Raw genomic sequence first — 26,193 nt, 5'->3', positions numbered from 1 at the left:
GCCTGGAAAGAAGGCTCAGGCGTTGCTGTGCGGTTGCGGGACGATGCGGATGTAGGGCCTGGGCTGCTTCCAGCCTTCGGGGTAAAGGACCTTGGCTTCGTCGTTCGACACCGAACCCGCGATGATCACCTCGTCGCCCTGCCGCCAGTTCACCGGCGTGGCCACGCGGTGCTTGGCGGTCAGTTGCATGGAGTCCACCACGCGCAGGATTTCGTCGAAGTTCCGGCCGGTGGTCATCGGATAGGCGATCATCAGCTTGATCTTCTTGTCGGGGCCAATGACGTAGACATGGCGCACCGTCTGGTTGTCGGCTGCCGTGCGCCCCTCGGCACTGTCGCCGGCCGTGGCGGGCAGCATATCGTAGAGCTTGGCAATGGCCAGCATCGGGTCGCCGATCATCGGGAAGTTCGGTGCAAGGCCCTGGGTCTCAGCGATGTCATCAGCCCATCCGGCATGACGCTCGACCGGGTCGACGGAGAGCCCGATGATCTTGACGCCGCGCTTGTCGAACTCGGGCTTCAGCTTGGCCATGTAGCCAAGCTCGGTCGTACAGACGGGGGTAAAATCCTTGGGATGGGAAAACAGGATGCCCCATGAGTTGCCCAGCCAGTCATGGAAATTGATCGGACCGTGTGTGGTTTCGGCGGTGAAGTCGGGCGCCATGTCGGCGATACGAAGAGACATTTGGTTCTCCTGTCAGAGGGTTGGAATTGACTACCAGGGCAGACTAGGCAACCTATGTTCCGCCAGCGTTCCCTGCCGCACGGGGGCTTGTGACGGCCGTACCTTTTGGCGGCAATGGCGGATCGCATGCTGAAGGGGGCTTCGAGTGCGCGTTCAAATTCAATTGCTCGGCGGGTTCAGTGTCGGTCTTGACGGTCAAGTCATTCCGGCGACGGCGTGGCGCCGTGACCGTGGCGCGGCGCTGGTGAAGCTGCTTGCCGTCACCCGTTCGCACCGCATTCACCGCGAACAGGTCATGGAGGCATTCTGGCCCGATCTTGATCCGGAGGCGGCCGGAGCGAACCTGCGCAAGGCCATCCACTTCGCCCGCCGCGCCTTGGGTGCTCATGACCTGATCGAGCAGACGGCCGATGTCATCGCCCTTGCCCCGGCGGCAGATCTTGAAATTGACGTTGACGACTTCGAGGCCGCCGCCAAGCTTGCCTTGCGCGGCTCCGACCCTGCCGCCTGCGAAGTGGCGGCCGACCTTTACGCCGGCGACCTGCTGCCAGACGACCCCTATGTCGATTGGTTCGAGACCCCCCGGCAGGCCTTGCGCCAGCGCTATGCCGATGTGCTGCAAGCAGGCAAGCTCTGGCAGCGTCTGATCGCGATGGACCCCGCCGATGAGCAGGCCCAATGCGCCCTGATGCAGGCAGCGCTGGACGCCGGCAACAGGGCCGAAGCAATCAGGCTGTTCAATCAGCTCAGCCAAAGCCTGCGCATCGACCTTGGAGTCGGCCCGGGTGCTGAAACCGTGAAGCTCTACGAAAAGGCGTTGGCCGTGCCCTCGATTGACCCAGTCGGGTTGAGCGACCGCATCCGCGCCTCGCTGGCCTGGGGCCTGCTGCATCTGCAAAGCGGCGATTTCGCCAAGGCCGCCCAGGTCGGCAGGGAAACCCGCGAGTTGGCTATGGGTGCCGGACTTGCCCGCGAGGTTGGCGAGGCCAGCGCCTTGATCGGGCTGGTGGCGCACATGCAGGGGCAATGGCGCGAATTGTTCCGGGCGGAATTCATCGAATGGGTGCGGGCCAAACCAGCCTTCGTCTCCAACGTCTTTGACGGGCATCTGTGCCTGGCCGAATTCTGCCTTTGCAGTGCCAAGGGCCATCACGACATCGCCGCTTCGGCGCGTGAACTGCTATCGGTCGCCGAGGGCGCCGGCTCGCTTGCCGGGCGCGGCCTCGCCTCCCTGGTGCTGGGCGAAGCTGCCTTGTTTTCGGGCCAGTTATCCGAGGCCGAACGCATGCTCACGGAAGCCGAAAAACTCTATGCGCAGGTTGGCGCCATTGCCGGGCGCGTGCTGGCGCTCCAGCGTCTAACGGAACTTGCCCTGGCGCGTGGCCAGAAATGGCAGGCGGGACGGCTGATCCGGCGCGCCACGACCCTTGCCCAATCTTCCTGGCTTGCACCGCATCTGCTGATCAGCCTGAAGGGCCTCGAGGTGCGGGCCGGCTCCACGCCCGAAAAGATCGCCGCGACCATTAGGGAAGGCGACCGCATGTTGTCCGCCGGCCACAGCTGCCAACCTTGCTCGATGACCTTCCGCACCGCCGCGGCGACTGCACTGGCCGAGGCGGGCGAAGTCGAACAGGTCAACCGGCGGCTCGATGAGGCTGAGCGGGTGGCCGGCATGTGGAATGGCGGACCCTGGGTGGCGGCCGTCTGGGAAGCGCGCGGCGTGCAGCGCCGCGCCGAGCAGAGCGAAAACCGCGCCATGGCGGCATTTGAAGAAGCGGCCTCGCGCTTCGCCGCTCTCGGCAGGCCCATCGATGAGGCCCGTTGTCTGGAGCGAATGACGACACCGGGCTAAAATGCGCTGAAAATTCGGGTCCGCTTTATCTGAAGATCCGTTCGCCGGTCGCCCTGATTTGAGTTCCGGCATGGCTTTTGGGCGCCTTGCCGCCGGAACATCAGATCGCATGAACGCATTCTAGCTTCGCGTGCAACCCCTGAGGCTGGCCGCGAACAGTCTGGAGTGCGTGGGGAAACCCGCCGGAATGGCTTCAAAAGCGAAAGGACAAGCAATGGCAATTGCCAAGAACACAATCTGCGTTTGGTATGACAAGGATGCCGAGGCCGCTGCCCGGTTCTACGCCGAAACTTTTCCCGACAGCTCGGTGAGTGCCGTCCACCGCGCTCCCAGCGACTACCCGTCCGGCAAGGCGGGCGACGTGTTGACGGTCGAGTTCACGGTCGCCGGCATCCCCTGTCTCGGCCTCAATGGCGGGCCCATGTTCAAACACAACGAAGCATTCTCGTTCCAGATCGCCACCGACGATCAGCAGGAGACCGACCGCTACTGGAACGCCATCGTCGGCAATGGTGGCCAGGAAAGTGCCTGCGGTTGGTGCAAGGACAAATGGGGCGTCTCCTGGCAGATCACGCCGCGCGTGCTGACCGAGGCGATGGCCGCCGGCGGCGATGAAGCAAAACGCGCGTTTGATGCAATGATGGACATGAAGAAGATCGACGTCGCCGCGATCGAGGCGGCGCGGCGCGGCTGACGGTCCTAGGTTGACCCCAGCCTTGCTTATCCGAAAATCCGCTCGCCCTGCTCGTCGACCAGTTGCATGCCCTTCTTGATCGAGATGTCGACGGCGTCGTCGAGCCCGGCGAAGCGGTCGGCGCGGATGAATTTGTGTTCCTTGATGACGCCGTCGATCTCCTTGGAGACGATGCCGCAGGTCTGGTACTGGCCGTCCGTCTTGTAGGGCGTGGCGCTGATCAGGAATCCCTTGTGCTCGACCTGCTTGGCCGGCGCGGCGCTCTTTGGCTCGCCCGCTTCACCGCTGCCGCCGCCACCGCCGAAAAGACGCTTCAGAAAAGACATCGGTGTTCCTCCAACAGCACTGATCCCGCACCATGTAGCGTGGCGCGGGATGAATTTCACTATCGGTCCTTGGCCTGGCGGGCAAGGGCTGCGTCCGGCCGGGCCGGAAGGCCTCACTTGCGCGACAGCGCTTCCAGTGCCTCGGCGGCGCCTTCGAGGATGGCGATCGCCTCGGCCTGCTTGTCGGCCGGGGCATCGACGAAGTCGCCGAGAGCCGCACGCAAGCGATGGCGCACGGCGCGGAATTCGTCACGCGCGTCCGAACGACCGCCGCGACGCCCGCCCTCTTCGCTCTCGTCGTTCCAGCCGAACCAGTCGCGCGCCTTGGCCATCTTGCGCCCGAAGCGCTCGAGATGGTCGAGCACGGCGTCGATCATCTCGCGGTTGTCGGCAAGATGCGCCTGCCCGGCCTCGGTGATCGAGAACACCTTCTTGTTGCCGTCGGCGGCGGAAGCGGCATAGCCCGCCTCTTCCAGGAAGGTCAGCGTCGGATAGACCACGCCCGGGCTCGGGCTGTAGATGCCGCTGGTGCGCTCTTCCAGCGCCTTGATGATGTCGTAGCCGTGGCGCGGCGCCTCGGCCAGCAGCGACAGCGTGATCAGCTTGAGATCGCCGTCGGCCAGCATGCGGCCGGCGCGGAACATGTCGCCCGGACCGCCGCGTCCGCCGCCTCGTCCGCCATGGCCGAACGGTCCGAAACCGCCGCCGCGGCCACCGAATTTGCCGGCCATGTGCATGAACATGCGCTCGCCGAAATGTTTGTGCCCGAAATTGTCGTGCTTATGCATTGATTGCTCCTTGAGTTATATCTTACGATATATCTCAATTAGGCGCGTGCCACTGTCGAGTCAAGATATATCTTACGATGTATCTGAATGGTGCCGCAAGGGGCTTGCCCTCGCCGCGACACGTGGCTAGAAGGCGCTTGAGGGTCAAAGACCGCTCCGTAAGCGTCTGACGTCAAGCAACGCATCCACCCGGTCTTTCCGGACAGTTACGCCGAAATGGGCGAACGGATGCCAATGCGACGGACCGGACCCTCAATGGAAATCTCAAAATGACTGCAAGACATCGGCGCAGGAAACTGCCTGCGCGCTATGCCGCGATTCTCAGCCCTCTGGTGCTGTCGCTGTTGATGACCTTCATCGTCTCGCTCATCTCGACATTGAAAAGCCTTGGATTCCAGCCCAGCCTGGCCGCCATCTGGATGACCGCATGGGGCCTGTCCTGGCTGGTGGCGTTTCCGACGCTGCTTCTGGTTCTGCCGCTGGTGCGCCGCATTGTCGGTTGGCTGTGCGAGCCCTCGACTCGGTAGGCGGCTACGCGGAAAGGCCCGAAGGCAATTTCGGGCCTTCGGCCTGTAATAGCGCCAAGTCTATCGTTTCTTGACCGGCTGGCGGATCACCGTTCTCAGTTTTTCTGGTGCCGCCTTGCGAGGGTCACCCAGGTAGATCTCGTGGTGCTTGCCGTTTTCCACGAGACCGTTGGCCGGCAGGAATTCCTCGTGCAGGCGCAGGATCGTCGGTCCTTCGGCGCTATAGGGTCCGATATGCATGATCTGCACCGCCAGCCCTTCGTGAAAGGACTGCAATCTGAGGCTTTCGGGCGACTCGCCGAGCTTCGCGCGTGCCTTGTCGAGGGCCGCCTGGAACATTTCCCCGGTGATCCAGTCCGGCTGCATGATCATCATGGTCCACGACCAGAGATGCTTGTCGCCCGTCAGGAAGCTCGACATGTCCTCAGCCCACCACAGTCCTTCCAGCGGAGCGACGCCATAGTCCTTACCAAGCTCCTTTTTCGACATGAACTTCAGGGGATAGCTCACCGAGTAGAGCCATTCAATCGCGTGCCGGTACTCTTCGGAGGTGTTCGGATCGCCCTTGCCATCGATCATGGCAAACTGCAGCTTGGGAACATCGACCAGGGAAAACACACCCACCGGCGGCTGCCAGAACGCCTTCATGATTTTCTTGAAGTCGACCTTCTCCATCACATGCCCTCATCAAAAGCGATGGTTCCACAATCGAGGCTACCGACAAGGGCGGCATTGATTGAGGTCAATGCCACGACAGGCGAGACAAGGACTACCAGCGGCCGTTGCGCCGGTTCCAGGCGTAGAGCAGGTCGGCGAAACGGTCATAGGCGAAGCGGGTCAGCGGCAAGGCGATCGGATTGCCGAACAGCGTTGCCAGCCAGCCCTCGCCCGGCGTTGCCTTCCAGACCGCGATTGCCACATCGGCGCCGACCAGCAGTTGGCCCTGTGCATCGGTGGCGTGCAACCGGCGGCGGATATCCTCCAGCGAGGCTCTATATCCGGCAAGTGCTGCTGGTTCAAAGTTGATGTCGCGAAATTCGATGCGGCCGGCCTTGACCGCCTCGATCAGCCGCCGTTTCTGCCTGCCGATGCCGGCGTCACAGACCGGACAGCGCGTGTTGTACCAGACAGTCAGTTCAGGCTTGGTCCCGTGCCCGAGCATCATGCTCAGCCGTGGCCATGCCGGTGGTGCAGGTCGGGATAATGCGGATGCCGGTGACGCATCGGCGCGTGCCGGTGCCAATGCGAATGCGGCTCGCTCACCGGCCCGTCGTGGTGATGCTGGTGGTGCTCGTCATGGACATGACTGTGCTCATGCTCGAGCTCTTCGTGGTCGTGCTCGTGCTCGTGGCGCTCGGACAGATGCAGGAAGAGGCCGAAGCCCATCAGAAGCCCGGCGACAGCCAGCTTGAGCGTGATGGCGTCGCCGAGGATGGCGATCGCCAGCAACGCGCCGATAAAGGGGGCGAGCGAGTAATAGGCCCCAGTCCGCGCCGTGCCGAGATGGCGCAGCGCCACGATGAACATCACCAGGCTGACGCCGATGCCGAAGAAACCGACAGCCGCGGTGACGGCGACGATTGACGCGGGGGGAAACGAAGCCCCGGCGGCAAGCGCCAGCCCGACATTGACGACACCCGCCACCAGCCCCTTGAGCATGGCGATCACCACCGGATCGGTGGCCGAGATCCTGCGCGTGAAATTGTTGTCCAGCCCCCACGCCGGGCATGCTCCGGCGACGAGCACGGCACCGAGGTTGAAGGCAACGCCCTCGCCTTGCCACGACAACAGGACGGCGCCGGCAAGGATGGCGAAGGCGCCCAGAAGCAGGCGCCGGTCGACATTCTCGCGATAGACGAGCCAGGCGATCGCCATCGTCGCCAATCCTTCGAGATTGAGCAGCAGCGCTGAACTGGACGCGGTGTTGAGGCTGAGGCCGAACATCAGGAGCACCGGGGCGACGATGCCGCCGGCACCGATCGCCAGCGCCAGCCATGGCATGTCCCTGGCGGTCAGTTGCGCCTCGCCGGCGCCGGTGCCGCGAGCCAGGCGATAGAGGGCCAGCCCGACGCCGGCGCCGAGATAGAGCAGGCCGGCCAGCATGAAGGGGTTGACGCTGTCGAGCAGCAGCTTGCAGAGCGGCGGCGCCGCGCCGAACAATGCGGCGGAGCCCAGGGCAAGCGGCACGCCTGGCCACAGATGCGCATGTGAATTCGCTTCGGACATGGCCGCATCCTAACGGATCAGGCGCCACCAAGACAGCGCCCGATCGTCGGCCGCCGCACTGTTTTCAGGGCTCTATCCGAGCGAGGTGATGATCTCGCGGTAGGCGAGTTCGGGGAAGGCTTTCAGCGTCCGCGTCCTGACGTTGCCGCCCGCCGCCAGCATCAGCGAGAAACGAGCCAGAACCGCATCGTCGGGCGCTTCGACCACAGCCACCATGTCGTATTCGCCCATGGTCAGGTAGAACGCCTTGAACGATCCGCCCATGTCTCCCAACTGCTTCCTGGCGGCGTCGAGCCGCTTCGGTGACTCGCGCACACTTCTGGCGCCCTGCTCCGTCCAGTTCATCAGCACGATATAGCTTGTCATGGCACACCTCCCTCCGGGGCCACGGAGCACGGCGCTTCGCCGGGGCGGGCATCCGGGTTTGTCGCCCAGAAAATGCATCCGACGCAAAATTATCCTCCCGAAGTGTATGCGCCGCAAGAGCGCGCGCCACGAACGAAGAAGGCGCCAATGGCGCCCTTCAAATCGTGTTGTTTGTGAAATATCAGCTGTCGAGGAAGCTGCGCAGCTTGCGCGAGCGGCTCGGGTGCTTGAGCTTGCGCAGCGCCTTGGCTTCGATCTGGCGGATGCGTTCGCGGGTGACCGAGAACTGCTGGCCGACCTCTTCCAGCGTGTGGTCGGTGTTCATGCCGATGCCGAAGCGCATTCTGAGCACGCGCTCCTCGCGCGGCGTCAGCGAGGCCAGCACACGCGTCGTGGTTTCGCGCAGGTTGGCCTGGATCGCCGCGTCGATCGGCAGGATCGCCATCTTGTCCTCGATGAAATCGCCCAGATGCGAATCCTCCTCGTCGCCGACCGGCGTTTCGAGCGAGATCGGCTCCTTGGCGATCTTCAACACCTTGCGCACTTTTTCGAGCGGCATGGCGAGCTTTTCGGCCAGTTCCTCAGGCGTCGGCTCGCGGCCGATCTCGTGCAGCATCTGGCGTGAGGTGCGCACGATCTTGTTGATCGTTTCGATCATGTGCACTGGAATGCGGATGGTGCGCGCCTGGTCGGCGATCGAACGCGTGATCGCCTGCCGAATCCACCATGTCGCGTAGGTCGAGAACTTGTAGCCGCGGCGGTATTCGAATTTGTCGACCGCCTTCATCAGGCCGATATTGCCTTCCTGGATCAGGTCGAGGAACTGCAGGCCGCGATTGGTGTATTTCTTGGCGATCGAGATGACGAGGCGCAGATTGGCCTCGACCATTTCCTTCTTGGCGATCGCCGCTTCGCGCTCGCCCTTCTGCACCTGGTTGACGATCTTGCGGAATTCCAGGATCGAGATCGCCGTTTCGGTGGCCAGATGCTGGATCTCGGCGCGCAGGTCGCGGATGGCGTCCTTTTCGTTCTTGGTGAATTCCTTCCAGCCGCGCGAGGTCAGGTTGCCGATCGAGCGCGTCCAGTTCGGGTCGAGCTCCGAGCCCTGATATTCCTTCAGGAACTCCTCGCGGCGCACGCCATAGCTTTCGGCCAGCCTGAGCAGCTTGCCTTCATTCTGCACCAGGCGCTTGTTGATGTCGTAGAGCTGCTCGACCAGCGCCTCGATGCGCGCCGTGTTGAGCGACAGCGACTTCACCGCCTTGATCAGCTGGTCCTTCAGCTCCTTCAGCCGGCGGTCCTGGCTGGGCGACAGCGTGCCGGCGGCGGCCAGCCGGTTCTCGACCTGCTGATCCTGCAGCTTGCGCAGCTTCTTGTAGGTGTCGGCGATGACGTCGAGCGTCTCCATCACCTGCGGGCGCAGTTCGGCTTCCATCGCCGCCAGCGACAGGCTCGCCTCGTCCTCGTCTTCCTCGTCGTCATCGACCAAGCCGCGCGTGTCGGCGCCGACATTGGTGATGTCTTCTTCCTCGTCGCGCGAACGGCGCGGCTTTTCCTCGACCTTGGCCTCCTCGATGCGTTCGACCACCGGTGCCTGCTTGGCTTCGGGGCCGGCATAGGTGGCTTCGAGATCGATGATCTCGCGCAGCAGGATCTTCGATTCGTTGAGCTCGTCGCGCCAGATGATGATCGCCTGGAAGGTCAGCGGGCTTTCGCACAGGCCCGCGATCATCGTCTCGCGGCCGGCCTCGATGCGCTTGGCGATGGCGATTTCGCCTTCGCGCGACAGGAGCTCGACCGAGCCCATCTCGCGCAGATACATGCGCACCGGATCGTCGGTGCGGTCGGTCGGCTCTTTCTTGGTGGTTGTGGCGGCAACGGCGGTGCCGGTCTGCTCGGCCAGTTCGTTGGCGTCTTCCTCGGCGTCGGCGGCGGTATCGCCGCCTTCCGGCTCCTCGCCCTGCTCGTCGTCCTCGACCACGTTGATGCCCATGTCGGACAGCATCGCCATCGTGTCCTCGATCTGCTCGGAGGTGACTTCCTCCGACGGCAGCACCGAATTCAGCTCGTCCATGGTGACATAGCCGCGCTTCTTGGCGGCCTTGATCATCTTCTTGACAGCATCATCGGAAAGGTCGAGCAGAGGGCCATCGGTGGCGCCTTCGCGTTCGGTTTCGACCTCTTCCTTTTCCTTTGTCGCCATAGTCTTTTTCTTCTCCTAGCGGCCGAACATCGAAGCCGCGTAAGCTGCCGGACCAGTGAAATCGGATGCGCTCGCTTGTGAAACGCGCTTCACCGGGCCAGTAACTGCATCTACGTTAAGTCCAGATTAACCCTGATATCTGTGGCAGGCAGCCTGCCTGTCCAGTGACCAGTACCTCACATCGCTGCATTTCCCGTCGACGCGGGTGCGGGTTAACGTTTCGAATCGTCCTGATTCCGCCATTCTGTCGGAAGGTCAAGCGCCTCTCGCATGATTCGCATGAAAAAAGCGAATCAATTACCCGACTTAGCCCGCCACGCGCCGATTGCACGCGCAACAACGCCTACACATTTCACTCTCATGCCCGAGCCCATTCCGCCCCGGTGGGCCGGAATCGGCTCTATCTTTCTTTTGGTGGAAGCATGATGTTTTCCCACTTTTCGGGATCATGCTCTAAGCCCGCCCGGCCCTGCCCGAGGACACGCCGAATCCTTCGATCAGCGCTTCCGTCGCCTGTACATCCTGGAATTGCGCCTGAATTTCGATCAGGTGCCGATAGTTTTCGTCCGTGGGATCGGTGGCGAGCGCCGCTTCCGCCTGTTTCAGCTCCTTATGTAAGGTACGCGCGCTGCGCTGCAAGTGCAGCGCCTGGCTGAAAGCGTCGCGGGCATCGTCAAGCGCGGCGGTTTCCAGCGCCGGCCACTGCCGCGCCCGCCGGATCAGGCCGACGGCGCGCTCCCAGATCTCCGCGCAGCCGGCGCGCTCGATTGTCGCGATCACCGCGTTACGGTCATTGGCCATGTCATGCGCCATCGCGTCGAGAATGGCGGCGTGCAGCCGCTGCAGGTCGGAGTTGGCGAGATCGAGAAACTCGATATGAGCGAAATTCTCGTCGATCAGCGCCGGATGGTTGACCAGCGCGACGATGATCGTCGCCTCACGCATCGACATCCCCTCGCTGCCGCGTTTGACCAGCGCCGACTGGCCGAGGCTTTGAGTGATCGCGATGCGGCCGCCGCCGCTCTTGGCGAACTGTCCGCCGGGCGCGGCCGCCTTGCCCTGGCCGCGCTCGCCTGGCCGGCCGCCATCTTGACGCCCATGGCGCGCACCGCGCTGCGAGCCGAAGAAGCTCAGAACGCGCTCGCGCATCTCCTGTTGATAGTGGTAGCGCAGGCTTTCGTCGCGGATGCGGCTGGTCAGCTCGCGCAGCGTCTTCTCCAGTTCCGCACGCCGCTCCGGCGTGTCGAAGACGCCGCCCGCCGTCTCGCGCATCCACAGAAGGTCGACCAGCGGCCTGGCGTCCGCCAATACGGCACGGAACGCGTCCGGCCCCTCGGCCTTGACCAGATCGTCGGGATCCTTGCCTTCCGGCAGCAGCGCGAAGCGCGCCGAGCGGCCGGCCTGCACCGACGGCAGCGCCATGTCGGCGGCCCGCCACGCCGCCTTCAGCCCGGCCTTGTCGCCGTCGAAGCACAGCATCGGCTCCGGCGCCATGCGCCAAAGCAGCTCGAGCTGGTTTTCTGTCAGCGCGGTACCGAGCGGCGCCACGACGTTCTCGAAGCCGGCCTGCGCCAGCGCGATCACGTCCATGTAGCCTTCGACGGCGATGACCGTGCCGCCCTTGGCCAGCGCCTTGCGGGCGCGGGCGAAATTGTAGAGCACATTGCCCTTGTGGAAGAGCTCGGTGTCGGGCGAGTTCATGTATTTGGCCAGGGCATCGGGCGCCAGCGCCCGCCCGCCGAAGGCGATGATCTTGCCGCGCGAATCCGGGATCGGGAACATGATGCGGTCGCGGAACCAGTCATAGGAAACCGGAATGTCGTCGCCGTGGCGCACCAGCCCGCAGGCCTCGATGTCGGCCTTCGGAACGCCTTTTGCCGCGAGATGCTCCTTCAACGCATTGCGGCTGTCGGGCGCGAAGCCGAGCCGGAACGATTGCTGCGTCGCCGGTGTCAGCCCGCGGTCACGCAGGTAGGCGCGGGCTTTCGCCCCCTCCGGCCCTTGCAGCCGCTCCCGGAAGAACGTGGTCGCCATCTCCATGACGTCGGTCAGGCTGGCGCGTTCCTTCTCGCGCCGCTCCTCTTGCGCATCACGAACCGGCATCGGCACGCCGGCCATGTCGGCGATCTTCTCGACCGCTTCGGGAAAGCTCATCCCGTCGAGTTCGGTGAGGAATTTGAAATGATCGCCAGAGACCGAGCAGCCGAAACAGTGATAGCGGCCCTTCTTGTCCTCGCAGTGGAAGGACGGGCTCTTCTCGCCATGGAACGGGCAGCAGGCCCAATAATCGCCACGCGGCGCGTTGGTCTTCTTCCTGTCCCACGCGACACGCTGGCCGATAACCGATGAAATCGGCACACGGTCGCGTATCTCGTCGAGGAAGGCGGGCGGAAAGCGCATCGGGCAACTCGTTTCCCGCTCATATAATCATGCCTGTCGGGGCCGACGACCCCTAATGCGGACCATACCCGGTTTCCACAGGGCAAAAAAGAAGGCGGCCGTTGCGGGCCACCTTCTCTTTTTCAGTTCCAGGCCGGGATTTAATGCGCGGCGAGCGCGCCGAAGATGACGCCGGAGACAATGCCGACCAGAACATAGTCGTTGCCGACGCGGATCCATTCCTGGCCGCGGCCGGGACGATGCAGGCCGTAGCGGCCGTAGTCGCGGATCGGCTGATGACGCTTCCAGCTCGAATATTTGTGGCCATTGCGCCAGTGGTTGCGCTTCACGACGACCTTCTTCTTGAAGACCCGCTTCTTCACATCGGCGTGGTGGCCGGGCTTCTGCCAGTCGACCTGGCCGTAATTCGACTGCGGGGCGTTCGGTGCATTCATCGGCGCGGCCTGGCCGGTGAGCGACGTGGCGGCCAGCATCGTGAAAGCGAGGGCGGAAAGGACAATGCGTTTCATAACAAGTCTCCTTGGTTGTCGATGCCAAAGGGATAGCCGCCACGGGATGAACCGAAACTGAATACTCGCATTACAATTATGTAATGAATTCCTTCATTTACCGCAGAGAATTGAACATCGCCGCAAAGCGAGGCGCCAGAAGCGCGGCGACGTTGCCATCCGCGGCACGAGCGCGGCTTGGCGATGCAACCATCCGCGCGTCCGTCCATTTTCCGACACGGCCTGTCGCGCCGCAACGGACCCTTGAAATCGACAAGATTTTATTATCCGGCTAAAATATCCGAGCTATTATCGACGACTGTCATGATCATGATTCGTAATCCTGTTTTTCACCCTGCTCGCCACGCTGTCCGCGTCGCGCCCCCTGCCTGCGTGCGGGCACCGCGATGAGCGGTTCGGTGGTTCTTCTGCATCTGGCCGGCGCGGTGGCGCTGATGCTGTTTGCCACCCGCATGGTGAAGACCGGCGTCGAACGCGCCTATGGCGACGTGCTGCGCCACAAATTGCGCGCCACCATGCGCAATCCGATCATGGCGGTGCTGGCCGGCACCGGCCTCGCCATCGCCCTGCAGAGCTCCACCGCCGTCACGCTGCTGGTCGGCTCCTTCGCCGGCTCCGGCATCGTCTCGGGCGCCGCCGGCCAGCTTGCCGTGCGCGGCGCCGAGATCGGCTCGGCGCTGGTGGTCAAGCTGCTCACCTTCGATCTCACGCTGCTGGTGCCGCTCTGCCTGATCACCGGCACGGTGATGTTCATGGCCACCGAGCGGCGCGACTGGCGCCAGTCCGGCCGCATCCTGGTCGGCATCGGCCTTTTGATCCTGTCGCTTGAAATGATCGGCCAGGCATCGGAGCCGCTGCGCAACAGCCAGCTCCTGCCGGTCATCATCAATTACTTTTCCAGCGATTCCATCACCGCCTATCTGCTGGCGGCACTGATCACCTGGCTGTTCCAGTCGAGCATCGCGGCGGTTCTCCTGATGGCAACGCTGGCCGGCCGTGGCCTGATCACGCCGGAACTCGGCGTCGTTCTCATCCTCGGCGTCAATCTCGGTTCTTCGATCATCGCGCCGATGCTGACCCGCTCCTCGAGCCCCGAAGTGCGTGTCGTCCCGATCGGCAACCTCTTGATGCGCGGGCTTGGCTCGCTGGTCATGCTGATCGTGGTCATGATCTTCAGGCCGCACTTCGCCTTCCTCGGTTCGACGGCGGCGGATCAGATCGTCAACGCCCACATCCTGTTCAATGTGCTGATCCTCCTGGCCGGCCTGCCGCTGGCCGCGTTCGTCTACCGCGCCTCGGAGAAGATCGTCGCACTGGGCACCCGGTCGGCGCCGGCCGGCACGCTGGACGTTGTCGAACTGTCGGCGCTCAACGAAAGCGCGCTCGACGTGCCGAGCCAGGCGCTGGCCAACGCTACGCGGGAGGTGGTGCGGGTCTGCGAGACGGTCGAGATCATGCTCAAGCGTATCATCGAGCTCTACGAGAGCGCCGACGCCGACAAGATCAAGGCGCTGGCAGCCCTTGACGACCGTGTCGACCGCAAGCACGCGGCGATCAAGCTCTATCTGGCCAAGGTCACCAAGAACCCGCTGACCGAGGACGAGGCGCTGCGCTGCCAGGAGCTCATCGGCGCCTGCGTCAAGCTGGAGCAGGTCGGCGACATCATCGTGCGCAACATGCTGGTGCATGTGAAGAAGAAGCTCGAACGCGGGCTGGAATTCACCGACGAAGGCTGGCGCGAACTGTGCGCCTTCCACGCCTCGGTGCTCGCCAATGCGCGGCTTGCCTTCAACGTGCTGGTGTCGCGCGATCCCGAAACCGCCCGCCAGCTGGTGCTGGAAAAGGACCAGTTGCGCGATCGCGAGAAGGAAACCAGCGCCAGCCATTTCGTGCGCCTGCGCGACGGCACTGCCAAGAGCGTCGAGACCAGCTCGATCCACCTCGACACCATCCGCGACTTGAAGCAGATCAACTCACTGCTCGCCTCGATGGCCTATCCCGTGCTGGAAGAGCGCGGTCTGCTCACCGGATCGCGGCTGAAGGCGAGCTGATTCACGGCCATCGCGCACACCCGTCCTCGTTTCGGCGGCAAAATACCTTTGCTCTGTTTCCATCAGTCAGGATAAGGGTCGGTTGGCCCAGCCTTTCGGAGGAAATCGATGGATACCCATTCACGCAGTTTCGCCAAGGCGCTTTCCTGGCGCGTGACCGGCACCATCGACACGATGATCATTTCGCTGGTCGTGACCGGAAGCCTCAAGCTCGCCGCGACCATCGGCCTGACCGAGGTCGTCACCAAGTCGCTGCTCTACTATTTCCACGAACGGGCGTGGCTCAAGATTCCATACGGACGCAAGACCCCGGCGTAGCGCCCCCGGGCGCGACGGCCGCCGCCTTACCCAGCCGCCGCGCGGCCGGTGACACGAGAATCGATCAAGAAAAGCTAAAGCGGCGTCCATAATTTCTGGATTGCCCACGAGGCGCATCCATGGTTTGAGGCCCGCACTCGAGGATCGCTCCCCGCCATGTCGCTGCCGCTTATCGCCCTGTTCATCGCCGCCTTCGCGTTCGGCACCACCGAATTCGTCATCGCCGGCGTGTTGCCGCAAGTGGCGGACGGGCTTGGCGTTTCGGTTCCCTCCGCCGGCTATCTCGTTTCCGGCTATGCCTGCGGCATCGCCATCGGCGGTCCGCTGCTGGCGCTCGCTACCAAGTCGCTGTCGCGCAAAACCTTGCTGCTCGGCCTCGCCCTCGCCTTTACCATCGGCCAGGCGGCCTGCGCGCTGGCGCCCGACTTCACCTCGATGCTGCTTTTGCGCATTGCCGTCGCGGTAGCGCATGGCGCCTATTTCGGCGTCGCCATGGTTGTCGCGGTGGGCCTTGTGCGCGAGGACCAGCGCGGCATGGCGGTCGCCGTCATCCTGTCCGGCCTCACCGTCTCCAACGTCATCGGCGTGCCGGCGGGTACCGCGATCGGCAACATCTGGGGCTGGCGCGCGACCTTCTGGGTGATGTGCGCGCTCGGCGTGGCGGCAACGCTTGCCATGGCGGCGCTGCTGCCGCGCACCACAGGCTCGTCGGCCAGGCCCGCCGGCCTTGCCCGCGAGGTTCGCGTGCTGGCGCGACAGCAGGTCTGGACCTCGCTGATCCTCATGCTGATGCTGATGATCGGCCAGTTCGGACTATTCACCTACATCACGCCGACGCTGCTGGAGGTCACCGGCCTAGACGAGGGCCTGGTGCCCTGGGTGCTGCTACTCAACGGCGTCGGCGCCACGCTCGGCGTCTTCCTCGGCGGCAAGCTCTCCGACTGGAAGCTGATGCCGTCGCTGATCACCATGCTGGCCCTGCAGACGGTGACGCTCGCCGTCATCTATGCCGTCAGCCCCTATCCGGTGCCGATGGTTATCGCCATCGTCGTCTGGGGCGGGCTCAACTTCGCCATCGGCACACCGATCCAGACCCGCATCCTGGCCTGGACCGCCGACGCCTCGAACCTCGCCTCGTCGCTCATTCCGTCAGGCTTCAATGTCGGCATCGCGCTGGCCGCGTCGCTGGGCGCCGCCATGCTCAATGCCGGCTTCGGCTACCGCAGCCTGCCGCTGCTTGGCGCTTTCGCCATGCTGGTCGCCGTCGCGGTCGCGCTCGGCTCGTATGTCTGGGAGTGGCGCAGCAACGCCACGCCGCCGCTGACGGCCCCAGCCGAGTAGCGACCTCAGCCCTTCGTCTCTTTCAACACGTCGATGAAGGCGCGCAGCGCCGGCGGCACCAGCCGGTGGCCTGGATAATAGAGGAACAAGCCGGGAATGGGCGGACACCAATCGTCCAGCACGCTGACGAGCGATCCCTGATCGAGGTAAGGCTTGGCAGTCTTGTCCGATATGTAGGCGACGCCCATGTCGCAAGCCGCTGCTTCGGCCATCAACTCCATATTGTCGAGTGTCAGTACGCCCTGAACGTCGATGGCAATCTCCTGGCCATGTTTCTCGAACTCCCACCGATAGGGCTTACCGCTCGGCAGGCGGAACCGGATGCAGGTTTGATCCCCGAGATCATCTGGCGTGTGCGGAGCCGGGCGGCCGGCGAGATAGGCCGGCGATGCAACGGCGATGAAGCGTGTCGGCCCACCGAAGCGCACCGCGACCATATCCTGCGGTACGGCCTCGCCCAGGCGGATGCCGGCATCAAAGCCTTCGGCGACGATATCGACCAGCTTTCCCTCGGTGACGAGATCGAGCGAGACCTGGGGGTAGCGCTGAAGAAACGACGGCAACACGGATCTGAGCAACAGCCGGGCACCGATCTCGCTGGTGTTGATCCGCAGTGTCCCTGAGGCAAGACCGCGGAAGTCATCAACCTCGGCTAGTGCCGCATCGATATCCGACAAGAGCGGCCGCAGGCGTGCGACCAGCCGTTCGCCAGCCTCGGTCGGCGCAACGCTGCGTGTGGTGCGATTGAGCAGGCGCACGCCCATCCCCCGCTCCAGCGTCCGCATCATGTGGCTGAGCGTCGAGGGGGACAGGCCAAGATCGTCGGCCGCCTTGCGGAAGCTGCGATGCAAGACGATTGCGGCCAGCGCCGTCAATTCGGGAAGTCCGGGCTTCGAATTCATGGTGAATCTTCATCAACCTATCCAAAATTGAACGGATAGTATCATGAGTTGGGTGGAGTAGTCTTGGCCGAAGTCAACAACGAAAGGACTTCTCCCATGGCCAAGACATGGTTCATCACCGGCACCTCGTCCGGTTTCGGACGGCTTCTGATGGAAAGGCTTCTGGTCCGTGGCGATCGAGTTGCCGCAACGGTGCGGAGGCCGCAGGCGCTGGCCGATTTGAAAGCGCATCATGGCGATCACCTCTGGATCGCTTCTCTTCAAATGACCGACAGCGATGCGATCAAGGCAACGATCGGCAAAGCCTTTGACGATCTAGGGCACATCGATGTCATCGTCAGCAACGCCGGTTACGGCCTGTTCGGCGCCGCCGAAGAGCTTGACGACAACCAGATCCGCGACCTGATCGACACAAATCTTGTCGGCTCCATCCAGGTAATCCGGGCAGCACTGCCGCATCTGAGGAAACAGCGCGGCGGTCGCATCCTGCAAGTCTCTTCGGAGGGTGGCCAGATGGTCTATCCCGGTTTCAGCCTCTACCACGCCACCAAATGGGGCATCGAAGGCTTCGTTGAATCCGTTCGGCAGGAGGTAGCGTCCTTTGGCATCGGCTTGACACTCGTCGAGCCCGGACCGACGCAGACGAACTTCGGCGCCAGCCTGATCAGTTCCCAGTCTGAGGAAATCTATGCGAACACGCCGGTCGGCGACCTGCGCAAGGCCTTTGCCGAGGGCTCGTTCGACGTCAAGGGCGACCCGCACAAGATGGTCGAAGCGATGATTGCTTCGGTCGAGCAGAATCCCGCTCCGCGCCGATTGACCTTCGGCGCTACCGCCTACGCCTCGATCCGCAGCGCGCTCCAAGGCAGGCTCACGGAACTGGAGAACCAGAAGGACGCAGCGCTCGCGATGGATATCGACCCCTGACGGCTAGCGGTTGAGCGGCGTCCGCCGAACGCCGGATCACCCCCGCCAGCGCAGCAAGCGCATGGCGTTGGCGGTCACCAGCACGGTGGCGCCCGTGTCGGCCAGGATCGCCGGCCACAGGCCGGTGATGCCGGCAATGGTGGTGACGGAACACCGCCTTCAGCCCGAGCGCCACGGTGATGTTCTGGCTGATATTGGCCATCACCGCCCGCGACAGCCGCACCATGCGCGCGACATCCGTGACGCGGCCATGCAGGATCGCCGCGTCCGCCGTTTCCAATGCCACATCGGTGCCGCCTCCCATGGCGATGCCGATATCGGCGGCGGCCAGCGCCGGCGCGTCGTTGATGCCGTCGCCGACCTTGGCCACTTTCAGCCCCTCGCGCTGCAAGTCACCGACGATGCGCTGCTTGTCCTGAGGCAACAGCTCTGCCCGCGCCTCGATGCCGAGCGAAGCGGCGATGGCTTGCGCCGTGCGGCGGTTGTCGCCGGTCAGCATCACCGTGCGGATGCCCTCGGCCTTCAGCGCCATGATGCCGGCCGCCGCATCCGGTCGCGGCTCGTCGCGCATGGCGATCAGCCCTGCCACCACGCCATCGGCCATCAGCACCGAGACGGTCTTGCCCTGGCCGTTGAGGCTGTCGATGGCAAGGCGTTGCGCTTCGGTCATCACCACGCGCTCGCTCGCCGCCTGGCCGGAGCCAAGGAAGACGGCGACGCCGCCGACGCTGCCTTCGACACCTTTGCCCGGGATCGCCTTGGCAACCAGCGCCGGCGGCACCGGCGCCTTGTCGGCCTTGGCCCTGTCCAGGATGGCCGTCGCCAGCGGATGGCTGGAGCCCTGCTCCAGTGCCGCCGCCAGCGCCAGCACGGTGCGTTCATCGCCCCCATACGCCACGATGTCGGTCACCACCGGCTTGCCCGCGGTCAGCGTGCCGGTCTTGTCGAAGGCGACGGCGGTGATCCGGCGAAAGCCTTCCAGCACCGCGCCGCCCTTCATCAACAGGCCACGCCGCGCGCCGGTCGCCAGACCGGCGGCGATCGCCGCCGGCGTCGAGATGACCAGCGCGCAGGGGCAGCCAATCAGCAGGATCGCCAGGCCCTTGTAGATCCATTCGTTCCAGTCACCGCCGGCGACGAGCGGCGGCAGCAGCGCCACCAGCGCACCAACCCCCAGCACCCCCGGCGTATAATATCGCGAGAAACGGTCGATGAAGCGCTCGGTCGGCGCCTTGGATTCCTGCGCCTCCTCCACCAGACGAACCACCCGGGCGATGGTGTTGTCGGCGGCGGCGGCGCTGACCCGAACCTTGAGCACGCCGTCGCTGCTGATCGTACCGGCAAAGACGGTTTCCGCGATTCCCTTGCGCTTCGGCGTGCTCTCCCCTGTCACCGGCGCTTCGTCGATATCGCTCGACCCTTCGACAATCTCGCCATCGGCTGGAATGCGGTCGCCCGGCCGCACCACGATCACATCGCCGACCACAAGCAGGTCGGCGGGAACTTCGATCGTGCCGCCCGGCCGCTCGACCAGTGCCGTCTTCGGCACCAGGTCGGCAAGCCCCTGGATGCTGGCCCGCGCGCGGCCTGCGGCGACACCTTCCAGAAGTTCGCCGATCAGGAACAGCACCACCACCGCGGCCGCTTCTTCCGTGGCGCCGATCATCACGGCGCCGGCGGCGGCTATGGTCATCAATGTCTCGATCGAGAACGGCGTGCCGGCCAATGCCGCCATCAGCGCGCGCCGCGCGATCGGCACCAGGCCGACCAGCAGAGCGACCAGGAAAACCCAGCGCTCGGCCACAGGGAACAAATGGCCGATGCCGTAGGCGGCAACAAGCGCTGCCGCGCAAGCCAGTGTCAGCACCGCCCGGCGGGAGCGCCACCACGCCTGCCCCGGCTCGGCATCGCCGTGGAGATGAGATGGGCCCGTGGCCGCCTTGGCGAGCTGTTCGCCGCCATGGTCATGATCATGGTTCCCGTGATCGTGGCCTTCATGGTCGTGGTCGGCATGGTCATGCACGATCGCCGGGGATGTGCGTCCATCGGTCCCGGCTTCGGCCTTGACGATGCCGTAGCCCAGGCGCGCAACCTGCTGCAGCACCTTGTCGTCGTTGAGCGAACCGCCGTGGCTGACGGTCATGCTGGCGCCGGTCACCGAAACCGAGACATCGGCGACGCCGTCGAGGCGGCGTATCGCCGTATCGATCTTGGCCGCGCAGGAGGCGCAGTCCATGCCGCCGATCCTGAACCGCGTCTGCCTGAATGGTGTTTGCTCGTGGGGAGCCGTCATCCCGTCACCTGTCCGTCTCACTCGCGAACCATCTGCTCGCATGTCTTGAACCTTGATGTCAGGCACTATAATTGCTCTAGTCACTAGAGCTTCAAGAGGCAAAATTCATGTTTTCGATCGGGGATCTCTCCCGCCGCACCGGGGTCAAGGTGCCGACCATCCGCTACTACGAGCAGATGGGGCTGGTCGCGGCGCCTGAGCGCTCGGAAGGCAACCAGCGCCGCTATTCCAGGCAGGAGCTGGAGCGGCTGGCCTTCATCCGCCACGCCCGCGACCTCGGCTTTGCCGTCGAGGACATCCGCTCGCTGATCGAGTTGAGCGGCCACCCGGAGCAGCCCTGCGGCCACGCCGACCGGATCGCCGGGGAACAGCTGATTTCCGTACGGGAAAAGATCGCACAGCTGAAGCGACTGGAAGCCGAGCTGGAGCGCATCGCCTCCTGCTGCGACGGCAAGACGGTCGGCGACTGCTACGTCATCCGCGCGCTGTCCGACCACGCGCTGTGTGCCGACGAGCACATCTGACACATGACCAGGACTGTCGTTGACTACGGCTTGACCTGCGGCATCCTGCCGGCGGGCGCTCATAACGCGATCACCGACGTGCACGGCGTACGCGTCGGTCACTGCACACTGCGCACCGGCGACATCAACACCGGTGTGACCGCGATCCTGCCGCATGGCGGGAATCTGTTTCGCGAGAAGGTGATGGCGGCAAGCCATGTCATCAACGGTTTCGGCAAGACTGTCGGCCTGACGCAGGTGCAGGAACTCGGCACCATCGAAACGCCGATCCTGTTGACCAACACGCTCTCGGTCGGCACCTGCGCCACGGCGCTGATCCGCGAGGCGATCCGCCTGAACCCGGATATCGGCCGCACGACCGGAACCGTCAATCCGCTGGTCGGCGAATGCAATGACGGTCCGCTCAACGATATCCAGGCACTGGCGATTACCGAGGAGCACGCCCGCGCCGCGCTGGCGGACGCCCACGAAGGTTCGGTCGAGCAGGGCAATGTCGGCGCCGGGACGGGGATGAGCTGCTTCGGCTTCAAGGGCGGCATCGGCTCGGCGTCGCGAAAGATCAATCTGGCTGGCGAACGCCATCTTGGCGTTCTCGTCCTGTCGAATTTCGGCAGGGCCGGCGACCTCATTCTGCCCGATGGGCGCAGGCCCGATCCCAGGCAACCGGACCAGCCCGAACGCGGCTCGATCATGGTCGTGCTGGCGACCGATGTCCCGCTCGAACACCGCCAGCTCGAGAGAGTGGCGCGCCGCGCCGGAGCAGGCATCGCCAGGCTTGGCTCCTTCTGGGGCCATGGCAGCGGCGATATCGCCATCGCCTTCAGCACCGGCAATTTGGTCGATCACGATGAAACCCGCGACCTGCCGCCGCTGATGACCCTGAACGAAGCGCGCATCGACCTGCTTTTCCGGGCGGCGACCGAGGCCACGCAGGAAGCCGTGTTGAACTCCATGCTTTCAGCCGACGCCTTCACGGGCCGGGCCGGTTCGCATCGCGCGTCGCTCGGCGACTGGCTGCGCGACCAGGCCGAAAGGCTGTAAAGCGAGCTACAGCTCGATCCGGAACCGCAGGCTCTCCACCCCGCCATAGGCGGCGTCCTCGAAAAAGCGCCCGACGAGCTTGCCGCCATTGGCCAGGATCACCTTGTGCGACGCCGGATTGCCTGGCTTGGCGGTGATCTCGACATGGGCCAGCCCGACCGCCCTCGCCTCGTCCAGCATCAGCCGCAGCGCTTCGGTCGCGTAGCCGCGCCGCCGCTTCCAAGGCACCACCGCGTAGCCGATATGGCCAAGCACATGCGGCGGCAGCTCTGCCGTGCCCGGTTGCCAGCGAAAGCCGATCGAGCCAGCGGCCTCGCCATCCCAGATCCAGCGGCGGAAGCCCGGCAGGCGCGGCACTTGCCTGCCGTCGGGCAAGGTGATCGGACCGCCCCCGGCCTCGGGATCGTCGAGGTCGGCGAGAAAGGCCACGGGATCCTTTTCGATCGCGGCAAGCTGCTCGCGTGTCGCTTGGAGCAGCCGCACATTGTCCGGCGACCAGCCGCGCTCGAGTGCTGCCTTGTAGGATGGCAGATGCTCAAGCGCGGGTTTGACGATTTCAACCATGCTGCACCGGCGGAGACGCTGTTCCGACAAGATAGCAGCGTCGCTCGGGAAGGAACGTGCCACCGGGGCGCAGCCTCTTGCGACAGGGCCGCGTTCCCATCGCTGGAAACGCGGCCCTGGTCTATGTCGTCGGGAGCGGTGGACCCCCTGACGCGGCTGTTGAGCCGCGCCGGATTGCCTTTGCCGGCTCAGGCGATGTCGAAGCGGTCGGCGTTCATCACCTTGGTCCATGCCACGACGAAATCGCGGGCGAACTTCGCCTTGGCGTCCTTCGTCGCGTAGACTTCGGCCAGCGCGCGCAGCTGCGAGTGCGAACCGAAGATCAGGTCGGCGCGGGTACCGGTCCATTTGACTTCGCCGGTCTTGCGGTCGCGGCCTTCGAACACGTCCTTGGCGTCCGAGGTCGCCTTCCACTCCGTGCCCATGTCGAGCAGGTTGACGAAGAAGTCGTTGCTCAGCGTTTCCGGCCGCTTGGTGAAGACGCCATGCTTCGACTGCCCGGCATTGGCACCGAGAACGCGCAGGCCGCCGACCAGAACCGTCATTTCCGGCGCGGTCAGCGTCAGCAGTTGCGCCCGGTCGACCAGCGCCTCCTCGACGGTCAGCCGCTGCTTGCCGCTGACATAGTTGCGGAAGCCGTCGATTGTCGGCTCCAGCGGCGCGAAGGAATGGATGTCGGTCTGCTCCTGCGAGGCGTCCATGCGGCCAGGCCAGAAGGGGACATCCACGCTGTGACCGGCATCCTTCGCGGCTTTCTCGATGGCGGCATTGCCGCCGAGAACGATCAGGTCGGCAAGCGAGACCTTCTTGTTGCCGGTCTGCGAGGCATTGAAGTCCTTGGCAATGACTTCGAGCTTGTCGAGCACCTTGGCGAGTTCGGCCGGCTGGTTGACCGCCCAGTCCTTCTGCGGGCTGAGGCGAATGCGCGCGCCGTTGGCGCCGCCGCGCTTGTCGGAGCCACGGAAGGTCGAGGCCGACGCCCACGCCGCCGAGACCAATTGCGACACCGACAGGCCGGACCCCAGGATCTTGGCCTTGAGCGCTTCGGCGTCCTGTTCGTCGATCAGCACATGATCGACCGCCGGAATGACGTCCTGCCGGGGCAGCTCTTCCTTCGGCACGAGCGGGCCGAGATAGCGGGCGAGCGGGCCCATGTCGCGGTGGGTCAGCTTGTACCAGGCACGCGCGAACGCGTCGGCGAACTGATCCGGGTTTTCGTGGAAGCGCTTCGAGATCGTCGCGTAGGAAGGATCGAACCGCAGCGCGAGGTCGGTGGTCAGCATCGAGGGTGCATGACGCTTTCCAGCATTGTGCGCATCCGGCACCGTGCCGGCGCCGGCGCCGCCCTTCGGCGTCCACTGATGCGCGCCGGCCGGGCTCTTGGTCAGTTCCCATTCGAAGCCGAACAGATTGTCGAAGAAATTGTTGCTCCACTTGGTCGGCGTCGTTGTCCAGGTCACTTCCAAGCCGCTGCCGATGGCGTCGCCACCCTTGCCGGTGCCGAACTTGCTGGCCCAGCCGAGGCCCTGCTGCTCGATATCGGCGGCTTCCGGCTCGGCGCCGACAAGTGCTGCATCGCCCGCGCCATGGGTCTTGCCGAAGGTGTGGCCGCCGGCGATGAGCGCGACGGTCTCCTCGTCGTTCATGGCCATGCGGGCAAAAGTATCGCGGATGTCACGCGCCGAGGCCAGCGGATCCGGATTGCCGTTGGGGCCTTCCGGGTTGACGTAGATCAGACCCATCTGCACGGCGGCGAGCGGGTTCTGCAGGTCGCGGTCGCCACTGTAGCGCTCGTCGGCCAGCCACTTGCCTTCAGGACCCCAGTAGATGTCCTGCTCGGGCTCCCACACGTCGGCGCGGCCGCCGGCGAAACCGAAGGTCTTGAAGCCCATCGATTCCAGCGCGACATTGCCGGTAAGGATCATAAGGTCGGCCCAGGAGATCTTGCGGCCGTATTTCTGCTTGATCGGCCACAACAGCCGGCGCGCCTTGTCGAGATTGACGTTGTCCGGCCAGCTGTTCAGCGGCGCGAAGCGCTGCTGGCCGGCTCCGGCGCCGCCACGACCGTCGGCGATGCGGTAGGTGCCGGCGCTGTGCCACGCCATGCGGACGAACAGCGGCCCGTAATGGCCGAAGTCGGCCGGCCACCACTCCTGCGAATCCGTCATCAGCGCATGCAGGTCCTTGATCACGGCGTCGAGGTCGAGGCTCTTGAACTCCTCGGCATAGTCGAACGCCTCACCCATCGGATCGGACAGCGGCGACTGCTGATGGAGAACCTGGACATTGAGCTGATTCGGCCACCAGTCGCGGTTGACCCTGCCAACGGCAGTGTGCACGACCGGGCATTTGCCCTTGCTGTTGTCGTCGGTGTTGGCGTCCATGTCTTTCTCCGATCGTGGCTGTGTTGGGCGTTGCCTCAACTGCTGCGTGAACAAGGGTTATGAATACCCTTGGAAGACGGTCCGCTCCGTCGCCTGCGCGATGGCCAGGAGCCCGAATATGCGAAATGTCCTACTGCCGGGAGCTTGCCTTGGACAAGACTGTCTTGAAAACAAAACAGGCCCGATCGCACCACTCATGCCCATGAGGTCGGGCCTGTGTGACACCGGCTGCTCCTATCTCCCTTACCGCTCCTATAGCAAAGCAGCTTGATTAGTTTAAGTTGGATTTCCTGATTACAGCGATAAGATGACATTATGGCGAACCTGACGCTGAAGCAGCTGCGCTATTTCGAAGCGCTGGCGCGACATAACCACTTCGGACGCGCGGCGGATGCCTGTGCGATCTCGCAGCCTGCGATCTCGGTGCAGATCAAGGAATTGGAAGAGACGCTGGGCACGGAGCTTTTCGAAAGAGGCGCGCGCCAGGTCCGGCTGACCAATTTCGGCGAGGAATTCGCGCTCCGCGTCCGCGACATCCTGCGTTCGGTGGATGAACTGGCGGACTTGGCGCGGGCCTCGCGCGACCATCTGGTGGGACGGCTGCGCATCGGCGTGATCCCGACGATCGCGCCATATCTTCTGCCCGCCATCATCGGCAACCTCGCCCGCATGCATGATGGCCTCGATATCCACGTGCGCGAGACGCAGACGCAGAAGCTGATCCAGGAGCTGGCCGACGGTCGGCTCGACGCGGCCATTGTCGCGCTGCCGGTGTCGGAACCTTCACTGACCGAAATCGTGCTGTTCGCGGAGAACTTCGTGCTGGTCCGGCCGGGCGAAGACGAGGGTAAGCCGGTACCCAACCGCGAAATGCTGCGCGAGATGCGGCTGCTCCTGCTGGAAGAAGGCCATTGTTTCCGTGACCAGGCGCTGTCGTTCTGCAACATGCATTCGGCTCGACCTAGGGAACTGCTGGACGGCAGCTCGCTGTCGACCCTCGTCCAGATGGTCGGCGCCGGCGTCGGCGTCACCTTGATCCCGGAAATGGCCGTGCCGGTGGAGACACGCTCGGCCTGTGTCTCCATCGCCCGCTTCGCCAGCCCGCAGCCCTCGCGAACGATCGGCATGATCTGGCGCAAGACAAGCCCGATCGCCAGGCAGCTCCTGCGGATTTCCGAAGTGGTTCGCCAGTCGGCCGACGCGATGCGCGAGCAGCACGGTCCGGCATCGGTCGCGCAGCCCTTCGACCTGCCGGCGGCAGCGCAATGAGGGC

The 26,193-nt window shown here is 64.3% G+C and carries 23 protein-coding genes and 1 pseudogene; 10 read left to right on the top strand and 14 right to left on the bottom strand.

All coding sequences use genetic code 11. From position 1 onward, the window contains the following. Positions 1-15: 15 nt before the first annotated feature. Entirely contained in the window at positions 16-684 is a 669-nt protein-coding gene (locus AC56QQ_RS11290) for a peroxiredoxin (RefSeq protein WP_497127097.1), read from the bottom strand. A gap of 145 nt (positions 685-829) precedes the next feature. Between AC56QQ_RS11290 and AC56QQ_RS11285 the strand changes: the two genes are divergently transcribed. Both AC56QQ_RS11285 and AC56QQ_RS11280 read left to right on the top strand, forming a co-directional pair. Beyond that, a complete protein-coding gene (locus tag AC56QQ_RS11285; protein WP_497127095.1) occupies positions 830-2,536 on the top strand; it encodes an AfsR/SARP family transcriptional regulator in 1,707 nt (568 codons plus the stop codon). 220 nt (positions 2,537-2,756) lie between these two features. After that, positions 2,757-3,230, top strand: a complete 474-nt coding sequence (locus tag AC56QQ_RS11280; protein ID WP_256753782.1) for a VOC family protein — start codon at positions 2,757-2,759, stop codon at positions 3,228-3,230. A gap of 26 nt (positions 3,231-3,256) precedes the next feature. On the opposite strand, the gene AC56QQ_RS11275 is transcribed toward AC56QQ_RS11280, so the two are convergent. Both AC56QQ_RS11275 and AC56QQ_RS11270 read right to left on the bottom strand, forming a co-directional pair. Beyond that, entirely contained in the window at positions 3,257-3,556 is a 300-nt protein-coding gene (locus AC56QQ_RS11275) for an HlyU family transcriptional regulator (RefSeq protein ID WP_497127093.1), read from the bottom strand. A 113-nt stretch (positions 3,557-3,669) separates the two neighbouring features. Continuing rightward, positions 3,670-4,344 (bottom strand): PadR family transcriptional regulator, encoded by a 675-nt coding sequence (locus AC56QQ_RS11270; RefSeq protein WP_497127091.1) that lies wholly within the window; start codon positions 4,342-4,344, stop codon positions 3,670-3,672. A gap of 269 nt (positions 4,345-4,613) precedes the next feature. Here AC56QQ_RS11270 and AC56QQ_RS11265 point away from each other — a divergent pair, with 269 nt between their 5' ends. Beyond that, complete coding sequence (locus AC56QQ_RS11265) at positions 4,614-4,871, top strand: DUF2798 domain-containing protein (protein ID WP_497127089.1); 258 nt, start codon at positions 4,614-4,616, stop codon at positions 4,869-4,871. A 60-nt stretch (positions 4,872-4,931) separates the two neighbouring features. Here the strand turns inward: AC56QQ_RS11265 and AC56QQ_RS11260 are convergent, their stop codons facing one another. The 7 genes from AC56QQ_RS11260 to AC56QQ_RS11230 form a co-directional block, all read right to left on the bottom strand. Continuing rightward, positions 4,932-5,546 (bottom strand): GyrI-like domain-containing protein, encoded by a 615-nt coding sequence (locus tag AC56QQ_RS11260; protein WP_497127087.1) that lies wholly within the window; start codon positions 5,544-5,546, stop codon positions 4,932-4,934. A gap of 94 nt (positions 5,547-5,640) precedes the next feature. Further along, positions 5,641-6,033: a thiol-disulfide oxidoreductase DCC family protein gene (locus AC56QQ_RS11255; RefSeq protein WP_497128938.1), complete on the bottom strand. Its 393-nt coding sequence runs from the start codon at positions 6,031-6,033 to the stop codon at positions 5,641-5,643. 5 nt (positions 6,034-6,038) lie between these two features. After that, positions 6,039-7,097 carry a DMT family transporter gene (locus AC56QQ_RS11250; RefSeq protein ID WP_497127085.1) on the bottom strand — a complete coding sequence of 353 codons (1,059 nt, stop codon included), beginning with the start codon at positions 7,095-7,097 and terminating at the stop codon, positions 6,039-6,041. 72 nt (positions 7,098-7,169) lie between these two features. After that, positions 7,170-7,463, bottom strand: a complete 294-nt coding sequence (locus AC56QQ_RS11245; RefSeq protein ID WP_091581675.1) for a GYD domain-containing protein — start codon at positions 7,461-7,463, stop codon at positions 7,170-7,172. 181 nt (positions 7,464-7,644) lie between these two features. Continuing rightward, positions 7,645-9,666, bottom strand: coding sequence for an RNA polymerase sigma factor RpoD (gene rpoD / locus AC56QQ_RS11240; RefSeq protein ID WP_489862703.1), 2,022 nt, complete (start codon positions 9,664-9,666; stop codon positions 7,645-7,647). Positions 9,667-10,119: 453 nt separating this feature from the next. Then, positions 10,120-12,066 (bottom strand): DNA primase, encoded by a 1,947-nt coding sequence (gene dnaG, locus AC56QQ_RS11235; RefSeq protein WP_497127083.1) that lies wholly within the window; start codon positions 12,064-12,066, stop codon positions 10,120-10,122. A gap of 140 nt (positions 12,067-12,206) precedes the next feature. Then, positions 12,207-12,575, bottom strand: coding sequence for an RcnB family protein (locus tag AC56QQ_RS11230; RefSeq protein ID WP_497127080.1), 369 nt, complete (start codon positions 12,573-12,575; stop codon positions 12,207-12,209). A gap of 386 nt (positions 12,576-12,961) precedes the next feature. Between AC56QQ_RS11230 and AC56QQ_RS11225 the strand changes: the two genes are divergently transcribed. The 3 genes from AC56QQ_RS11225 (at position 12,962) to AC56QQ_RS11215 (ending at position 16,285) form a co-directional block, all read left to right on the top strand. Next, positions 12,962-14,626: a Na/Pi cotransporter family protein gene (locus AC56QQ_RS11225; protein WP_489862706.1), complete on the top strand. Its 1,665-nt coding sequence runs from the start codon at positions 12,962-12,964 to the stop codon at positions 14,624-14,626. Between the two features lie 108 nt (positions 14,627-14,734). Continuing rightward, the gene (locus AC56QQ_RS11220) at positions 14,735-14,944 is read left to right on the top strand and encodes a DUF2061 domain-containing protein (protein WP_489862707.1); all 210 of its coding nucleotides are present in this window, start codon (positions 14,735-14,737) and stop codon (positions 14,942-14,944) included. Between the two features lie 156 nt (positions 14,945-15,100). Continuing rightward, positions 15,101-16,285: an MFS transporter gene (locus AC56QQ_RS11215; protein ID WP_497127078.1), complete on the top strand. Its 1,185-nt coding sequence runs from the start codon at positions 15,101-15,103 to the stop codon at positions 16,283-16,285. Between the two features lie 5 nt (positions 16,286-16,290). Here AC56QQ_RS11215 and AC56QQ_RS11210 read toward each other — a convergent pair whose 3' ends face one another. Continuing rightward, positions 16,291-17,187: a LysR family transcriptional regulator gene (locus AC56QQ_RS11210; protein ID WP_497127076.1), complete on the bottom strand. Its 897-nt coding sequence runs from the start codon at positions 17,185-17,187 to the stop codon at positions 16,291-16,293. Positions 17,188-17,283: 96 nt separating this feature from the next. Here AC56QQ_RS11210 and AC56QQ_RS11205 point away from each other — a divergent pair, with 96 nt between their 5' ends. Beyond that, positions 17,284-18,114, top strand: a complete 831-nt coding sequence (locus AC56QQ_RS11205; RefSeq protein WP_497127074.1) for an SDR family oxidoreductase — start codon at positions 17,284-17,286, stop codon at positions 18,112-18,114. Between the two features lie 36 nt (positions 18,115-18,150). Here the strand turns inward: AC56QQ_RS11205 and AC56QQ_RS11200 are convergent. Then, positions 18,151-20,407, bottom strand: a pseudogene (locus tag AC56QQ_RS11200) (heavy metal translocating P-type ATPase). 107 nt (positions 20,408-20,514) lie between these two features. Here AC56QQ_RS11200 and AC56QQ_RS11195 point away from each other — a divergent pair. Continuing rightward, the gene (locus AC56QQ_RS11195; RefSeq protein ID WP_497127071.1) at positions 20,515-20,931 is read left to right on the top strand and encodes a MerR family transcriptional regulator; all 417 of its coding nucleotides are present in this window, start codon (positions 20,515-20,517) and stop codon (positions 20,929-20,931) included. 3 nt (positions 20,932-20,934) lie between these two features. Further along, entirely contained in the window at positions 20,935-21,972 is a 1,038-nt protein-coding gene (locus AC56QQ_RS11190) for a DmpA family aminopeptidase (RefSeq protein WP_497127069.1), read from the top strand. A gap of 6 nt (positions 21,973-21,978) precedes the next feature. On the opposite strand, the gene AC56QQ_RS11185 is transcribed toward AC56QQ_RS11190, so the two are convergent. Both AC56QQ_RS11185 and katG read right to left on the bottom strand, forming a co-directional pair. Beyond that, positions 21,979-22,536, bottom strand: coding sequence for a GNAT family N-acetyltransferase (locus AC56QQ_RS11185; protein WP_497127067.1), 558 nt, complete (start codon positions 22,534-22,536; stop codon positions 21,979-21,981). 188 nt (positions 22,537-22,724) lie between these two features. Further along, on the bottom strand, positions 22,725-24,920 hold the full coding sequence (gene katG / locus AC56QQ_RS11180) for a catalase/peroxidase HPI (RefSeq protein ID WP_497127065.1): 2,196 nt from the start codon (positions 24,918-24,920) through the stop codon (positions 22,725-22,727). A gap of 315 nt (positions 24,921-25,235) precedes the next feature. Between katG and AC56QQ_RS11175 the strand changes: the two genes are divergently transcribed. After that, positions 25,236-26,189: a hydrogen peroxide-inducible genes activator gene (locus AC56QQ_RS11175; RefSeq protein ID WP_497127063.1), complete on the top strand. Its 954-nt coding sequence runs from the start codon at positions 25,236-25,238 to the stop codon at positions 26,187-26,189. The last annotated feature ends 4 nt before the right edge of the window (positions 26,190-26,193 follow it).

The sequence above is a fragment of the Mesorhizobium sp. RCAM 05099 genome (genome assembly GCF_059683685.1).
This window is presented reverse-complemented; position numbering and strand designations above follow the sequence as displayed.

What these genes read in the sequence shown, in the direction of transcription:
- AC56QQ_RS11290 (WP_497127097.1), bottom strand. Translation starts at nt 684, where the DNA reads ATGTCTCTTCGTATCGCCGACATGGCGCCCGACTTCACCGCCGAAACC.
- AC56QQ_RS11275 (WP_497127093.1), bottom strand. Translation starts at nt 3,556, where the DNA reads ATGTCTTTTCTGAAGCGTCTTTTCGGCGGTGGCGGCGGCAGCGGTGAA.
- AC56QQ_RS11270 (WP_497127091.1), bottom strand. Translation starts at nt 4,344, where the DNA reads ATGCATAAGCACGACAATTTCGGGCACAAACATTTCGGCGAGCGCATG.
- AC56QQ_RS11265 (WP_497127089.1), top strand. Translation starts at nt 4,614, where the DNA reads ATGACTGCAAGACATCGGCGCAGGAAACTGCCTGCGCGCTATGCCGCG.
- AC56QQ_RS11260 (WP_497127087.1), bottom strand. Translation starts at nt 5,546, where the DNA reads ATGGAGAAGGTCGACTTCAAGAAAATCATGAAGGCGTTCTGGCAGCCG.
- AC56QQ_RS11255 (WP_497128938.1), bottom strand. Translation starts at nt 6,033, where the DNA reads ATGCTCGGGCACGGGACCAAGCCTGAACTGACTGTCTGGTACAACACG.
- AC56QQ_RS11250 (WP_497127085.1), bottom strand. Translation starts at nt 7,097, where the DNA reads ATGTCCGAAGCGAATTCACATGCGCATCTGTGGCCAGGCGTGCCGCTT.
- AC56QQ_RS11245 (WP_091581675.1), bottom strand. Translation starts at nt 7,463, where the DNA reads ATGACAAGCTATATCGTGCTGATGAACTGGACGGAGCAGGGCGCCAGA.
- rpoD (WP_489862703.1), bottom strand. Translation starts at nt 9,666, where the DNA reads ATGGCGACAAAGGAAAAGGAAGAGGTCGAAACCGAACGCGAAGGCGCC.
- dnaG (WP_497127083.1), bottom strand. Translation starts at nt 12,066, where the DNA reads ATGCGCTTTCCGCCCGCCTTCCTCGACGAGATACGCGACCGTGTGCCG.
- AC56QQ_RS11230 (WP_497127080.1), bottom strand. Translation starts at nt 12,575, where the DNA reads ATGAAACGCATTGTCCTTTCCGCCCTCGCTTTCACGATGCTGGCCGCC.
- AC56QQ_RS11225 (WP_489862706.1), top strand. Translation starts at nt 12,962, where the DNA reads ATGAGCGGTTCGGTGGTTCTTCTGCATCTGGCCGGCGCGGTGGCGCTG.
- AC56QQ_RS11220 (WP_489862707.1), top strand. Translation starts at nt 14,735, where the DNA reads ATGGATACCCATTCACGCAGTTTCGCCAAGGCGCTTTCCTGGCGCGTG.
- AC56QQ_RS11215 (WP_497127078.1), top strand. Translation starts at nt 15,101, where the DNA reads ATGTCGCTGCCGCTTATCGCCCTGTTCATCGCCGCCTTCGCGTTCGGC.
- AC56QQ_RS11210 (WP_497127076.1), bottom strand. Translation starts at nt 17,187, where the DNA reads ATGAATTCGAAGCCCGGACTTCCCGAATTGACGGCGCTGGCCGCAATC.
- AC56QQ_RS11205 (WP_497127074.1), top strand. Translation starts at nt 17,284, where the DNA reads ATGGCCAAGACATGGTTCATCACCGGCACCTCGTCCGGTTTCGGACGG.
- AC56QQ_RS11195 (WP_497127071.1), top strand. Translation starts at nt 20,515, where the DNA reads ATGTTTTCGATCGGGGATCTCTCCCGCCGCACCGGGGTCAAGGTGCCG.
- AC56QQ_RS11190 (WP_497127069.1), top strand. Translation starts at nt 20,935, where the DNA reads ATGACCAGGACTGTCGTTGACTACGGCTTGACCTGCGGCATCCTGCCG.
- AC56QQ_RS11185 (WP_497127067.1), bottom strand. Translation starts at nt 22,536, where the DNA reads ATGGTTGAAATCGTCAAACCCGCGCTTGAGCATCTGCCATCCTACAAG.
- katG (WP_497127065.1), bottom strand. Translation starts at nt 24,920, where the DNA reads ATGGACGCCAACACCGACGACAACAGCAAGGGCAAATGCCCGGTCGTG.
- AC56QQ_RS11175 (WP_497127063.1), top strand. Translation starts at nt 25,236, where the DNA reads ATGGCGAACCTGACGCTGAAGCAGCTGCGCTATTTCGAAGCGCTGGCG.